Source organism: Nocardioides acrostichi (assembly GCF_015319165.1).
In the GTDB taxonomy this organism is placed as follows: Bacteria; Actinomycetota; Actinomycetes; order Propionibacteriales; family Nocardioidaceae; genus Nocardioides; species Nocardioides acrostichi.
This window is the reverse complement of the sequence record NZ_JADIVZ010000006.1, coordinates 19,002-32,857: the sequence shown is the minus strand read 5'-3', so window position 1 is coordinate 32,857 and position 13,856 is coordinate 19,002. Positions and strand designations below refer to the sequence as shown.

Below are 13,856 nucleotides of genomic sequence, written 5' to 3'. Positions count from 1 at the left end.
CACTTGGGACGACCGATCTCACCCAAGTTTCATGAGGAAAACCCTTATGGGTGAAGGAAGCCGGCGGAGTCCTCCACGCCGTCGCTCACGCGGCGCATGTCGACCTCGACCATGTGCTGCATCACCCGCTCGAAGGAGACGGTCGGCTCCCACCCGAGCTCCTCGCGCGCCTTGGTCGGGTCGCCGACGAGTTGCGCGACATCGGCCGGCCGCATCAGCGCCGGATCCTGGCCCAGGTGGGACTCCACGTCGGCGATGCCGGCCGCCTCGAAGGCGAGGGCGAGCACGTCGGAGAGGGCGCGGCACACTCCGGTGGCGATGATGAAGTCGGCCGGCTCGTCGCGTTGGAGGGTCAGGTGCATGGCGCGGGCGTAGTCGCCCGCGAACCCCCAGTCGCGGCGGACGTCGAGGTTGCCCAGCGTGATCGTGCTGCGTCGTCCGAGCGCGATCTCGGCGACGCCGCGGGAGATCTTGCGGGTCACGAACTCCGGACTCCGCAGCGGACTCTCGTGGTTGTAGAGCGTGCCGGTGGAGGTGAACAGTCCGTAGGACTCGCGGTAGTTCACCACCAGGTGGTGGGCGAACGACTTGGTCGCGGCGTAGGGCGAGCGCGGATGGTGCGGGGTGTTCTCGGTCTGCGGCTGCTGGTCGGTGACGCCGAACATCTCCGAGCTGGAGGGCTGGAAGAACCGCGGCGCCCAGCCGTGCCGGTCACGGAAGCGGATCAGCTCCTCGAGCATGCGCAGCACGGCCATGCCGTTGCTCTCCGCCACGACCTGCGCCGCGCCCCACGACGCCCCGACCGAGGTGAACCCGGCCAGGTTGTAGATCTCGTCGGGCCGCAGCCCGGCCAGCACCGCGGCCCACCCCTCGTGGTCGCGCTGGTCGAGGTCGACGAGCTGGACGCCGTCGAGGTAGGCGTAGGCGCGCCCGAGCGTCGTCGGCGCCCAGCGCGAACCCGGTCGCAGCGTGCCGACCACGTGGTAGCCGAGCGCCTTCAGGTGCCGCGCTAGGTACACGCCGTCCTGGCCGGCGACGCCGGTGATCAGCGCGGTGCGGGGCATGGGCGGCAGCCTAGTGGCGCGCTCCCGGAGTCATCGAGCAGTTGGCGCCGCCAGGACACGCGCCTCGCTGCAGTGGCAACACTCGAAATACCCCGGTACGCCAACGCGTCGCCGCCTGGGAATGCACGCACCCTGACGAGACGAACCGTGCAGGAGCTTCGTGGGCACACCACTCGCGGTGACCGCACGCCGGCGGCGGGGGTGTGTGGTCGGCCTCTGGCCGGGGGTGCTGTGCTCAGCGGAAGCGCAGCAGCTGCGTGGTCGCCAGCCGACCGGCAGGAAGCGCCGAGACGCCGCGCGGCGGCTCGCCGGGGTGGCCCAGGGCCACGGCGTGACGCGCTGTCCAGTCGGGTTCGCCGCCGACGAGGTCGGCGGCAGCACGCGACGAAGCCTCGGGGTAGAGGCTCACCGGGCAGCTGCCCAGCCCCGACGCGGCGGCGAGGGTGGTGATCGACTGCACCACCCGCCCGACGTCGAACTCGGTGTCGAGCATCGTCTCGGCGGGGCTCAGCACGACCAGCACGACCGGCGCGGCCGCGAGGTGAGCCGCATACTGTCCGAGCCGGGCCAGCGCCGCCTTGACCTGCGGGTCGTAGACGGCCACGAATCGCCACGGCTGGCGGTTGCGGGCAGAACCCGTCCATCGGGCCGCGTCGACGATGCTCGTGACGACCTCGCGCTGCACCGGCTGGTCGCCGAAGACTCGGACGGCGCGACGCGCGAGCGAGCGGCGCACCGCTGAGGAGGTCTCCACCTGGCCCAGTGTGCCGGGTGGCCGCACCGGTGGTCGGGCCACACCGGCCACTCGATCTCAGTAGGCGCCGCGCCGCTCCAGCACCACTCGCACGGTGCGCAGGAGCACGACCAGGTCGAGCATCGGCGTCCAGCGGCGCACGTAGTGGTCGTCGAGGTGCAGGGACTGCTCGACCGAGAGGTCGTTGCGCCCGCTGACCTGCCACAGCCCGGTGATGCCGGGCCGCACGAGCAGGCGCCGGTAGTGCAGGTCCAGGTAGGTGTCGACCTCGGCCTGCACCTGGGGCCGCGGACCCACCAGGTTCATGTGCCGCTGCACCACGTTGAACAGCTGCGGGAGCTCGTCGAGGGAGGTCGCTCGCAGGATCTGCCCGACGCGGGTGACGCGAGGATCCTTCTTGAGCTTGACGAACGCGCCCATCGAGCCCCCGCTCTCGGCGACCAGGGCGGCGAGCTGGGCTTCGGCGTCCACACGCATCGTGCGGAACTTGTAGACCGAGAAGGGCACGCCGTAGCGACCGATGCGTTGCTGGCGGAAGAACACGGGGCCGCCGTCGCCGAGGCGCACCGCTATGGCCACCACAGCCAGCAGCGGCGAGACGAGGACGACGAGCGACAGCGCCGCCAGTGCGTTGAGTGCCCCGTAGAGGCCGGAACCGAGAGCGCGGAGGACCGGTGACATCTCAGTCAGCCAGCCCGGGCAGGGAGCCGACAGCACTGCCGATACCGCCACCCACAGCGCCACCCACAGCGCCACCCACAGCGCCACCCACAGCGCCTCCGACCCCGCCGACCACGTCGCCGACGCCGGGCACTGGCGGCACGGTCACGTCGCCCCCGCCGAGCGGATTGTCGACCGTGACGCTCGGTCCGTCGCCGCCGGTGTCGACCGTGACCGGGCCGGCCGTGGCCTGCACGTCGGGGAGCCCGTTGCCCTGGCTGCCGCCGGTGTCACCGGCCCCGTTGGAGGGTCCGCTGGGGTCGGGGGTGCTCGGCGTGCTGGGCCCGGAGGGGGCACCGGGGTCGGTCCCGCCGGAGGGCGAGGTCGGGTCGGTCGTGCCGGTCGGGTCGGTGGTGCCGGTCGGGTCCGTGCCCGCCGTGCTGGCAGAGCCGTGACCCGCCGCGCCCCCGTGGTCGGCGCCCGCGCCCGAGCCGTCTCCGGCGCCCGCGCCCCGAGCACGCGACGCGGCGATGGATGCTCGTGCCTGGTCGAGCAGCTGCTCGGTGTTGTTGCCGGCGTCGGTCGTGGCCGCCGCCGGGAGGAGCAGGGCGCCGGGCCGCACCACCTCGGCGGCCTGGACGCTGACGGGACCGTTCGGGCCCACGACGGTGGGGCCGAGGGTCATGGCCGCGACGGCGATGGCGGCCGCGCCGACCATGGCGGCGCTGACGAGGGTGGGCCGCGCGACCTTCGTGACCGCGGCGGGCACGTCGCGCTGCGCGGCCGCGCGCCGGGCGACGGGTCGGAAGACGCTGTAGGCGCCCGCCAGCTCGCCCGCGACGGCTCGGAGCAGCGCCAGGCGAAGCCCGGTGGCGAAGGTCATGGCCCGCCGCACGATGACCATGCACTCGTCGCAGTGGCGGCCGTGGGTGCCGACCAGGTTCAGGATCTCGCGGTCGGAGGACGCCGCGCCCCGCACCATGACGGCGAGATCGATGCACTGCTGGGTCACGCCTCCGGGAGTCCACTCGACCGCCTGGTTCAGCAGGCCGCTGCGCGCCATCCGCACCGTGAGGCCGGCCTCGGCGACGCCGGTGCCGAGCAGGTGGGCGATGTCGGCCTGGGAGTCGCCCTCGACCTCGGAGTGCCACAGCGCCACCTGCCACGAGGTGCTGAGCTCGTTGAAGCGGGCGAGCCAGAAGGCGTCGTCCTCGGCGCGGGCCGGTGCCTGCGCGAACGACGCGAGCCACTGCGCCCGCACGGGCAGGCCGCTCTCGGCCTCGAGGGAGCCGAGCCGCAGCTCGGGTCGCACCGTGTCGACGAGGCCGACCGAGGTGAGGAAGCGGCGCATGGGCTCGGCGTGCCGACGCTCCAGCTCGGCGATGGCCGGCGCATCGCCCAGGCGGGCGCGCATCACCAGGGCGGGGTCGCTGCTGGTGGCGGCGTCCTGGTCGGTCGTGAAGTGCAGGGGAGTGGTCATCGTGTCCCTCACGGTGGGGGACGCGGGAGTGTGGGGCCCGCGCCGGGGGGACGACACGCTGGGGTGCGGGTCGGGAGATTCACGGTGTCGAACGGTGGAACTACTGGTGGGTTACGGGTGAACGGCGTGCGGTCCAGACCGGAGCGACAGATCGCGTCGGACCTTGCGCGAACGCTGGACGCAGGGGAGCTGTCCGTGCATTCGGGCCTGCGGTCGAGCCCTTCTCGCCTAGGGTGGCCTGGCCCCCGCCGGATCGCCTTCGCGCCGGTCCGCTCCCGCCCCTGAAAAGAGCTTCCGCCTCCCATGGTCGAGTTCCTCACGATCCTGCGCCGACGCTGGCGCATCCTGGTCGCCATGGTGGTCCTCGGCGTCGCCGCAGCCGGGCTGCTGACGACCCAGATGACCCCCACGTACCGCGCCACCGCGCAGCTCTTCGTGGCCTTCGCGAACACCTCGTCCGACGACACCGCCCTCTCGCTGAGCCAGGGCAACCTGTTCGCCGCCAACCGCGTGAAGTCCTACCCCGACCTCGTGAGCAGTCCGCTCGTGCTCCAGCCGGTCATCGACGACCTCGAGCTGGACGAGTCGCCCGAGGAGCTGGCCGGCCGGGTCTCGGCCCAGGTGCCCCCGAACACGGTGCTGATCGAGGTCTACGCCGACGACGAGAACCCGGGGCTGGCCGCCAAGATCGCCAACGACGTCTCGAAGAACCTCATCACGGTCGTGGAGGATCTCGACCGCATCAAGTCCAGCGACGCCTCCCCGGTGCGGGTCTCGCTGACGCGCGAGGCCGTGCCGCCCACCTCGCCGCGCTCGCCCGTGCCCGTCTTGAATCTCTCCGCCGGTCTCCTGCTCGGCCTGGCGCTCGGCCTCGGCCTGGCCCTGCTGCGCGACTCCCTCGACACGACGATCAAGGACGACGCCGACGTCGAGTCCGCCACCGGCCTGACGACGCTGGCGTCGGTGCCGGTCAACCCGGACATCAACGAGACGCCGGTGATCCAGCAGGGGGCCGCCAGCCCGGTGTGGTCGGAGTCCTACCGCAAGCTGCGCACCAACATCAGCTACCTCTCACCCGATGATCCGCCGCGCTCGCTGCTCGTCACCAGCGCGCTGCAGGGTGATGGCAAGACCGTCACCGCGGCCAACCTGGCTGCCTCGCTGGCCCAGAGCGGACGCCACACGATCCTCGTCGACGCCGACCTGCGTCGTCCGAGCGTGGCCAAGCTACTCGGCCTGGTGCCCGACGTGGGTGTCACCTCGATCGTCACCGGCAAGGCGACGTTGGCCGACGTCATGCAGCACGCGCACGGCTTCGACGTGGTGGCGAGCGGGCCGATCCCGCCGAACCCCAGCGAGCTGTTGGAGTCGCAGATGTTCCGCGGCCTCGTCGAGTCGCTGCTGGAGGAGTACGACTCGGTCATCGTCGACACGCCTCCGCTGGTCGCGGTGACCGACGCGGCCGTGGTCGCGACGGCTGCCGACGCGGTCATCGTGGTCGCACGTGCCAACCGCACCAAGGCGCCGGAGCTGCGCCGGGCGCTGCTCGGCCTGCGCGCGGTCGACGCCCGGATCGCCGGCGTCGTGCTGAACCGGGTGACCATGGACTCCAACGCCTACTACCAGTACAGCTACAAGCAGTCGGGCAAGTCCCGGCGGTAACGGGGCGGGCTCACCAGCGGCGGCGGTCGCGCCAGCCCATCGTGGGCACCTCGACGAGCCGGTACACCAGCAGTCCGGCGGCCATGCCGAGCCCGACGTTCAGCAGCAGGACGACGACGTCGGGCACGCCTGCGCCGAGCAGCGCGTCGACGCCCTTCACGACGGGGTAGTGCGCCAGGTAGATGCTGTAGCTGCCCAGGCCCACGGCCTGCGCCGGTCGGCTGACGGCGATGCGGGAGACCGCCGAGCGCAGCACGCCCTCGCCGGGTAGCAGCGCCCAGCCGATCAGCCCGGCGGCGGCGAGCGCCTGTGCGGTGGGGCGGAAGGCTGGCTCGACCCAGCCGCCGCGAAACAGCAGCGACGCCGCGAGGAAGAGCACGACGGCGCACACCAGCGTCGTATCGTGCCCGCCGAGGCGACGGGCTCTCAGCGCCAGGGGCGATGGCCGATCGTTGGCCAGCAGAACCGCCACCGCCACGCCGAGGGCGATGGCCTCCACGCGGCCGTCGGTGCCTCGTGTGGCGTGGGGCAGGCCGCCCACGGGGTCGGTGGCGAGCAGCGCCACGCGGGTGGCGAGGGAGGCCGCGGCGACGCCGAGGGCGATGGTGAGAAGAGCCGGGCGCCACCGCCCGAGCACCAGCAGCGCCGCCCACAGCAGGGCAAAACCGATGTAGAACTGCTCTTCGATCGCCAGGCTCCACACGACCTCGCTGCCGGGCAGGATCCGGTCGGTGACGCCCGGGTCGGCGACCTCGGACCAGTTGTAGGTGAAGCCGATCTGGGCGGCGAGGGCCGAGAGGTCCAGCGGTCGGACGGTCGCGTAGACGAGCGAGGGCACCACGACCGTCACGAGCAGCGGCGGCCCGAGCTTGAGGACCCGCCTCCGGTAGAAGCGCACGATGTCGAAGCGGTGCGTGCGCTGCCGCTCCCGGATGAGCAGCGCCGTGATGATGTAGCCGCTGACGACGAAGAACAGCACCACGCCGCCGTCGCCCGGCAAGAACGTGAGGCCGGAGTGCATGAGCACGACCACGCTCACGGCGACGGCGCGCATCAGGTCGATGACGGCCAGCCGCCCCTGCGTGGTGACGACCGGCCCCGCCTCGGACGCCGGGGGAGCCTCGCTGCGGGTCACGGCGCCGTGCGCGGTGTCCGGGGGTTCCGGCGGTGGAGCTGGCACCGGATCAGCCGCCGGTCGTGGTCTCGATGCGCCGCGAGGGCCGGGCGGCGAGGACGAGCGACAGCACCAGGAGCCCGACCGCGAAACCGAACACGGGCATGGTGGAGCCGAAGGGGCCGCGCCACAGACCGACCTGGGCCATGGTCATGTAGGCCGCCACCAGGGACCACCGGGTGCCGGCCGCCCAGGCGCGGTCGAGCAGGCCGAAGAGGGCGCCCAGGGCGCCCATGAGCAGCGCGACGCCCGGCCAGCCGCCGTCGAGGTAGGCCTCGGCCGGTATCGGCATGGAGAGGTTCGTGAAGGAGTAGCCGCGATCCTGCGCCACCGTGATGGACGACGGCTCGGCCTTGGCCGACCAGTTGCTGCGCGGCACGAAGAAGAGCAGGCCCGAGACGACGTGGGATCCCCAGGAGATGCCCTCCTCGTCGACGTAGCTGACGGTGTTGATCGCCTGCTGGAATCCGTCGTAGTCCTTGCCGGCGAGCAGGGAGGCCGTGATCTGGTCGCCGGAGGTGCTCTCGGAGCCGCGGAGCAGGTCTGCGGCGGGGTAGGCGAGCAGGAACGCGAAGACGCAGCCCACCAGCCACGCCACCGCGGCGCGCTGCCGTTGGGGGCGCATCAGCATCATCGCCACCGGGCCGAAGCAGGTCAGGAAGATGAAGCGACTGAAGGCGAACGGGTTGGCGACGATGCACAGTGTCCCGATGCCGACCAGGCACAAGGCGATGCTGACGCGACGGCTGGCGGGGGGCAGTGATGCCCTGCCCCGGACCAGGTAGAGGGCCAGCAGGGTGGCGACCGTGGCGAACGCCCCGGGCACCAGTTTGGTGAGGGCGGCGAGAGGCGAGGTGTTGTCGGTGTAGCCGTTGTCGGCCAACGCTTGGTTGAAGCCCTGGCGTGAGGAGAACAGCGCCCCGACGCCGCCGGCGGCCGAGATGACGAACGGCACCAGCAGCAATGCGCACAGCAGCATGCCGGCCGCGATCACGGCCAGCCAGATCCGCCCGGTTCGGCCGACGACCCAGGCGGCGGGAGGCGCGGAGCGCCGGAGCGACACCAGGCCGTAGGCGGCCACGATCGCCACCTGCCCGAGGGCGATGATCCCCTGGGCCCGCATGGTGGCGCTGACGTCGAGGGTGACGCCGGGGTCGTTCCATGCCGCCTGCACGTGGGAGATCTGGTACACCGCGGGGATCGCCAGCCAGCAGTACGGGAACACGCTGGCGACCAGCAGGCACGGGCGCAGCCGGCGGAACACCGCCACGGTGGCGCCGATGCTGCACGCGGCGATGTGCACCACCGAGAGCAGCACCATCGTCGGGTCCATGCCGCGGTACCACGGCACCAGCGGCAGCACCGCGAGGGTGCCGACCAGCAGGCCGACCACGAACAGCGACGACGCGGACGACCCGCCGCGGGTCTCGTCCGGGCGCTCGTCGGCGGACGCCACGGCCTCGGCCGGTACCGGGACCGTGGCGGTGCTCACTCCCCGAAGCCCTCGTTGTTGTCGCGGATCTCGATGTCGCCGGCCATCAGGCGCAGCGGTGCCCAGGCGGCGTTCACCACGACGTTGGCGCCGTAGACCAGATGGCCGATCGAGCCGCTGGAGACGCCGAGGGTCTTGCGCGTCCAGGAGCCGAACGCGTACGTCGGGCTGTCGATGACCTGGTTGCCCTGGAACCACACGTTGTCGACCGGCTGGGCCGAGGAGTAGACCAGCATCGAGGCGTGGCCGGTGCGGGTGTTCACCGGCGAGGCCTGCATGGTGTTGCCGGCGACGCGTACGTCGGAGACGCCCTGGGTGGCCCACTCGCCCTCGGAGGCGATGTAGACCCCGGCGCTACCGCTGCGCTGCACGGTGTTGGTGAGGATCGCGACGCGGTTGCCGCCGACGACCGAGATGCCGCGGGTCGCGCCGTCGGTCACCGAGTTCCCGGTGATGGTGATGTCGGACGACGGCGCGTCGTCGCGCAGGTAGGAGACGACGGCGATGCCGTCGTCGCCGGTGCGGCGCACGGTGTTGGTCGACACGTAGACGCCGGTGGTGCCCGAGGTGAGGTGGATTCCGTCGGCGAGCGGGTCGACGATCGTCGACCCGGTGATCAGGCCCTGGTCGGCGTTGCGGACCAGGATGCCGGCACCGCGCGCACCGGAGGCGCGCACGTTCACGACGCCGAACGAGGTGGCGTCCTTGACGACGATGTTCTGGGCACCGAGCTTGTTCGAGCGACCCTCGGCCCCGGCCACCACGTGGGTCAGGTAGGCCAGCACCGGCTTGTCGCCGGTGAGTCCGATGGCGCTGTTGTCGGGGTCGGTCGACACCAGCCGGGTCGAGGAGCTCCCGGCGCCGCCCATGCGCACCCCGTTGAGCACGAGGACGCCGGAGAGGTCGTACTCGCCGGCGGGCACGTACACGTCGCGGCCCTGCTGCTGGGCGAGCGAGACCGCCTTGCGGAACGCGGCGAGGTCGTCGCCTCCATCGTCGGGCACCGCGCCTGTGTCGGTCACCCGCACCGGCGAGGTGTCGCGCGCCTGGGCTGGCGCGACGCCCAGGGCGGTCAGTGCGGTGCCGGCGACGGCGAGCCCACTGAGGATGCTGATGATGCGGCGGCCGGAGGCCGGGCGCAGGCCGTTGGTAGGCATTCGGTGTTCTCCACTCCCCATGGACCGGCCGCGGGGGCGACCGGTTGGGGAGGATTCTGCCGCAGCCGAAGGGCCGGCGTGGTGGATCCGGACAACCTTTGCGCCGACCCCCGGCGCGCCCGGTGCTCACCCAGCGCTCGCCCGGCGCTCGCCTGGCTACGCTGCGCGCATGCCCGACCCCGCCGCCGCGACGCAGTCGGCTCTCCCGCAGGGGCGTCGCCGATTCATCGTGGTCACGGGCATGCCCCGCTCCGGCACGACGGGCGTCGGCACGGCCCTGGGCTACGCGCCCGGTGCGGCGTCCCTCTACGAGCCGCTCAACCCCGAATCTGGTCTGACCTCGGTGCACGACTACTTCGTGCTGCCGCCGAGGGGCCGGGTCGAGGACGACGCCACCTTGGTGCGGCAGTTGCGCGGCGTGTTCGGGGTGTCGCTGCGCACCCGCCGCGGCATCTGGCCGCACGACCCGGTCTGGAAGCGCGTCGTCAAGCAGGTCACGGGCAGCACCAGCCGCACCTCGGCGGTGCGCATCCGGCTCGACCCGCGGGTGCGGACCGTGATCTGGAAGGATCCCTTCGCCGCGCTGCTCGTGCCGACGCTGGCCACGCAGCTCGCGATTCCCGCGGTGGTGACCGTGCGCTCCCCGGAGGCCTCCGCAGCGAGCTTCAAGCGCCTGGGCTGGCACTTCGACCTGCCGCGCGTGGTCCGTGGCCTGCGCGAGGCCGTAGGCCCGGCGTCCTTCCTCGAGGGGCTGGAGCCGCACCAGGGTTCCGACGACGCGGTCGTGATCGGCGCGCTGCTGTGGCGGCTGGTCTACGGCTACCTCGACCACGCGCTGCCGGCCGACGCGTCGTCGCTGGTGCACTGGGTCGGCTCGCGCGCGCTGCTGGCCGACCCCGCAGCGACCTACGCCACCCTCTACACCGGTCTCGGCCTGACCACGACGCCCGAGGCGCGCGCCGCGATCGCGCGCGACTACGCCGACGAGGGCTCGGGTGAGCCGCGGGCCGGCGTCACCCACGACAAGGGGCGCAACGTGCAGCAGGCCAACGACTACTGGTCGAAGGTCCTCTCCGACGACGACCGGCGGCGCGTCGCCGATCTCACCGCCGACGTGCGGGCGGGCGTCGAACGCCGCACCGGCGCGCTCTGATCGCGGCTTCGCCTGCGGGGCGGTCCGCGAGGGGCTAGGTTCGGGCTCGCTCCCGGTGCCAATCGGCATCTGCTCCCTCCCTCGGCCCGACGACGCGGAGTCGCCCCATGAACGACGTCACCCCCTCCATGCGGCTGCGCTCGGCCGTGCCCGACGCACTGGTGCCCGCCGTGGTGGGGGCCCGACTGCTCGCGAAGCGCAACAAGCCCGGCCCGTTGGCCAGGGCGCGCGAGGAGATGGAGTTCCTGCTCGGCACCGTCGCCCCCGATCGCGTGGAGGAGGCGGCGCGGGCCTATGTGGTGCGCGACGTGATGCGCTCGGAGATGCGCTACCACCCCCGCCTGATCTGCCGGCAGGAGGTGCAGAACCTCGCCTCGCTGACGGCGGCTCGCGCCACCGGGCGCGGCGTGGTCGTCAGCTTCCTGCACCACGGCCACTACGAGGGCGCCTCGGCGGCTCTCGCGGCGGCCGACCGCCCCCTGGGCATCGTCGTGTCGCCCGACATGCTGGGCCCCGCCGCGCCGACGTTCCTCAAGCAGCACGTGCGGGCCGGAACCTCGACCGGCAACCAGCCCATCGACGCCGGCCTCGGTGGCAAGCACCTGGGCGGCCTGCTGGCCCGGGGCGAGTGCCTGGCCATCGCCACCGACGTGCCCGGCTCCTCGGTCATCGAGTTCCTGGGCGAGAAGCGGCTCGGCTCGTCGGGCGCGGCACGACTGGCGGCGGCGACCAACAGTCTCGTGGTCACCATGCACGCCCACTGCGAGAGCGACGGCCGGCTGTGGCTGAGCCTGGGCGACGCCGTCGAGCCGCGCGACTTCGAAGACGCCGAGGATCTGCTGCGGCACCTCGTGCAGACCCAGGAGGAGCACGTGCTCGCCTGGCCCGAGGGCTACCACCAGCCGCGGCTGCGCTGGGGCGTGCCGCAGGAGTGAGCCGTCGCGTCGACTCCGGTCAGGAGTGCTGGGCCACCCAGCCCCTGATCGCCTCGGCGAAGGCGGGGACGCCGAAGTCGGCGGCACGCTTGCGCACGCCGTCGGCGTCGAGCGCCATGACCTCGGCGACCCGGTCGGCCCAGGCGCGCGCGTCGAGCTCGGGCAGCAGCGCCCCGGAGACGCCGGGCAGCACTGTCTCCTTCGTGCCGGCCTCGTCGAGGGCCAGCACGGGGGTGCCGGCGGCCATCGCCTCGACCGGCACGAGACCGAAGTCCTCGACGGCGGGGTAGACCAGCGCGGCGGCGTCGGCCATCAGCTGGGCGACCTGCTCGTCGCTGGCGTCGGTGACGACGCGCACCGGCACGCTCGCGCGCTCGGCCCGCTCACGCAGCTGTGGCTCGAGGTGGCCCCGGCCCACGAGCACGGCGGGCAGTCCGGCCGCCTCGGCGACGTCGACGACGTAGTCGACCCGCTTGTAGGGGATGAACCGCGAGAGTCCGAGCAGGAACGGCTCGACGCCCTCGCGGGCGGTGACGTGGTCGAACCGGCTCAGGTCGGTGGGCGGGTAGATGACGGTGGCGTCGCGGTGCCAGACCTGCTGGATGCGCTGCCGGGTGGCCTCGGAGTTCGCGGCGTAGGCGCGCACCCGTGGCGCGGCGCGGCGATCCATGCGGCGGATGTGCGCGCCCAGCACCCGGGCGGGCAGGCTGCCGCTGGCCCGGTCGTCGAGTTCGGGGAACCAGGCGTAGCGCGCGGGCGTGTGCACGTAGGCCACGTGCGGCACGTCGGAGTAGCAGGCGGTCCAGTGGCTCGACATGTGGTGGCTGGCGATCACGAGGTCGGCACGGCGGTCGAGGGTGCGGCCCCACGTCGGCCACGTGGCGGCGTTCATGGCGGCGGCCGCCTCGCGCCGTGCCATGAGCCGTTCGGGGCGCCGGAACGCGGCACCGATGCGCGACCGGTCGATGCTCGGCGCTCCGTCGGCGAACACGACCGGTGCGAACACCCGGGCGTCGGGCAGGGTGGCGGCGAGGTGCTCGACGACCCGCTCCGAGCCGCCCAGGGGCGAGAGCCATTCGGCGGTGATGAGGGTGCGGCTCACGCGCTGGCCTCGGGCTGCGCCTCGGGTACCGGCACGATGCTCGAGCGGGTCAGCAGGCGGGCGGCGAAGAGCGACACGGTGTAGCCGATGGAGCCGGCGGCCACGCACCAGGCGACGTCGGCGGGGCTGTCGAAGGGCAGCACGAGTACGCCCACGACGACCGCGCTGCCGGTCGCGATCACGCGGGAGATGCCCACCTCGCGGGCCCGTTGCTCGGCGCGCAGGCTCGCGGCCGGCAACAGGGTGGAGAACATCGCGGCGTGGTTGACCGCGAAGCCGAGGATCGCGACCCAGGAGAGCCCCACGAACCCGGGGAAGGCCCACGGGTAGAGCGGGGTGCGCGTGAGGCTCAACAACAGGGCGCACGCCACGAGGGTGGCGACGCAGATGCCTCCCCACACGGCGGTGAAGCGGGCACTCAGCGGACCCTTCGCGACCTCGGCGTAGACGAGTCGCCGCGCAGAGAGGCCGAGCACCGTCACCGGGCCGAGGATGGTGAAGGCCATCCGCGCCGCCGAGGCGTCGCCGACGTCGCCCTGGGCGCGGGCCAGTGCGAGGGCCACGACGAGCGGGACGCCGGCGAGTGCGGCGTCCATGAGCAGCGGCAGGCACTGGTGCAGGTCGTCGCGCAGCACCCGCACCCCGCGGCGCAGCCGGAGGACCTCGCGCCCGGCCAGGCGCGACCAGGGCAGCACGCCCAGCACCCACCACACGACCGCGAGCCAGGCGTGCCGCCCGAGGGTGGCCCACAAGGCGAGCACGGCGACGCACTCCACGACGAGCACGGAGAGGTCGACGCGCAGGAACCGCTTGGCCTCGTCGTAGCAGCGGGTGAAGCGCTGGAAGTCGTAGGCGGCGTAGGGCGCGAACGCGAGCGAGGCGATGACCAGTGCGGGGCTGCCCAGGGCGAGCGAGACGCCGACCTGCACGGCACAGACCGCCAGGGCGATCACGCCCGAGGTGCTGGTGCCGTCGTCGAAGGAGCGGCGACCGATGACCACCCGCTCGGTGCCGATCGCCTGGCCGAGGCCGATCATGAACATGCCGCTGGTGACCCACACGGCGTAGTCGTCGAAGTCGGTGCGAGGCAGGGTGAGGGCGAACAGCGCCATCTGGATCACGGTGTTGATCGAGTTGAGTCCCTGCACGGCGATCACGCCGGCCGACTTGCCGGCCCGCTTCGCGGGCGTGGGCGCCGTAGGAGCGGCCGTCATCTTGTTACC

12 protein-coding genes are annotated in these 13,856 nt (G+C 72.7%); 3 read left to right on the top strand and 9 right to left on the bottom strand.

Annotated elements, in window-relative coordinates; translation table 11 throughout:
- Nucleotides 1-44 precede the first annotated feature (44 nt).
- The 4 genes from ISG29_RS12665 to ISG29_RS12650 all read right to left on the bottom strand — a co-directional run bounded on the left by ISG29_RS12665 (nt 45) and on the right by ISG29_RS12650 (nt 3,958).
- Nucleotides 45-1,064 carry a GDP-mannose 4,6-dehydratase gene (locus ISG29_RS12665; RefSeq protein WP_194503814.1) on the bottom strand — a complete coding sequence of 340 codons (1,020 nt, stop codon included), beginning with the start codon at nt 1,062-1,064 and terminating at the stop codon, nt 45-47.
- A gap of 235 nt (nt 1,065-1,299) precedes the next feature.
- Nucleotides 1,300-1,818 (bottom strand): nitroreductase family protein, encoded by a 519-nt coding sequence (locus tag ISG29_RS12660; RefSeq protein ID WP_207793094.1) that lies wholly within the window; start codon nt 1,816-1,818, stop codon nt 1,300-1,302.
- A 57-nt stretch (nt 1,819-1,875) separates the two neighbouring features.
- Nucleotides 1,876-2,499: a sugar transferase gene (locus ISG29_RS12655; RefSeq protein WP_194503813.1), complete on the bottom strand. Its 624-nt coding sequence runs from the start codon at nt 2,497-2,499 to the stop codon at nt 1,876-1,878.
- Between the two features lies 1 nt (nt 2,500).
- Nucleotides 2,501-3,958, bottom strand: coding sequence for a hypothetical protein (locus tag ISG29_RS12650; protein ID WP_194503812.1), 1,458 nt, complete (start codon nt 3,956-3,958; stop codon nt 2,501-2,503).
- Between the two features lie 303 nt (nt 3,959-4,261).
- Here ISG29_RS12650 and ISG29_RS12645 point away from each other — a divergent pair, with 303 nt between their 5' ends.
- Nucleotides 4,262-5,620 carry a polysaccharide biosynthesis tyrosine autokinase gene (locus ISG29_RS12645; protein WP_194503811.1) on the top strand — a complete coding sequence of 453 codons (1,359 nt, stop codon included), beginning with the start codon at nt 4,262-4,264 and terminating at the stop codon, nt 5,618-5,620.
- Nucleotides 5,621-5,630: 10 nt separating this feature from the next.
- On the opposite strand, the gene ISG29_RS12640 is transcribed toward ISG29_RS12645, so the two are convergent.
- Genes ISG29_RS12640 through ISG29_RS12630 form a run of 3 tightly spaced genes read right to left on the bottom strand, consistent with a single transcriptional unit; the run spans nt 5,631 to nt 9,443 of the window.
- Nucleotides 5,631-6,755, bottom strand: coding sequence for an acyltransferase family protein (locus tag ISG29_RS12640; protein ID WP_194503810.1), 1,125 nt, complete (start codon nt 6,753-6,755; stop codon nt 5,631-5,633).
- A gap of 49 nt (nt 6,756-6,804) precedes the next feature.
- Nucleotides 6,805-8,286, bottom strand: a complete 1,482-nt coding sequence (locus ISG29_RS12635; protein ID WP_194503809.1) for an O-antigen polymerase — start codon at nt 8,284-8,286, stop codon at nt 6,805-6,807.
- Nucleotides 8,283-9,443, bottom strand: a complete 1,161-nt coding sequence (locus tag ISG29_RS12630; RefSeq protein WP_194503808.1) for a right-handed parallel beta-helix repeat-containing protein — start codon at nt 9,441-9,443, stop codon at nt 8,283-8,285. Before ISG29_RS12630 ends, ISG29_RS12635 begins: the two co-directional genes overlap by 4 nt.
- 169 nt (nt 9,444-9,612) lie before the next feature.
- On the opposite strand from ISG29_RS12630, the gene ISG29_RS12625 reads away from it, so the two are divergent.
- Entirely contained in the window at nt 9,613-10,596 is a 984-nt protein-coding gene (locus ISG29_RS12625; protein ID WP_194503807.1) for a hypothetical protein, read from the top strand.
- Between the two features lie 107 nt (nt 10,597-10,703).
- Complete coding sequence (locus ISG29_RS12620; RefSeq protein ID WP_194503806.1) at nt 10,704-11,531, top strand: LpxL/LpxP family acyltransferase; 828 nt, start codon at nt 10,704-10,706, stop codon at nt 11,529-11,531.
- Between the two features lie 19 nt (nt 11,532-11,550).
- Here ISG29_RS12620 and ISG29_RS12615 read toward each other — a convergent pair whose 3' ends face one another.
- Together ISG29_RS12615 and ISG29_RS12610 are read right to left on the bottom strand one after the other, a co-directional pair.
- Entirely contained in the window at nt 11,551-12,633 is a 1,083-nt protein-coding gene (locus tag ISG29_RS12615; protein ID WP_194503805.1) for a glycosyltransferase, read from the bottom strand.
- A complete protein-coding gene (locus tag ISG29_RS12610; protein ID WP_194503804.1) occupies nt 12,630-13,847 on the bottom strand; it encodes a hypothetical protein in 1,218 nt (405 codons plus the stop codon). Before ISG29_RS12610 ends, ISG29_RS12615 begins: the two co-directional genes overlap by 4 nt.
- Between the last annotated feature and the right edge of the window lie 9 nt (nt 13,848-13,856).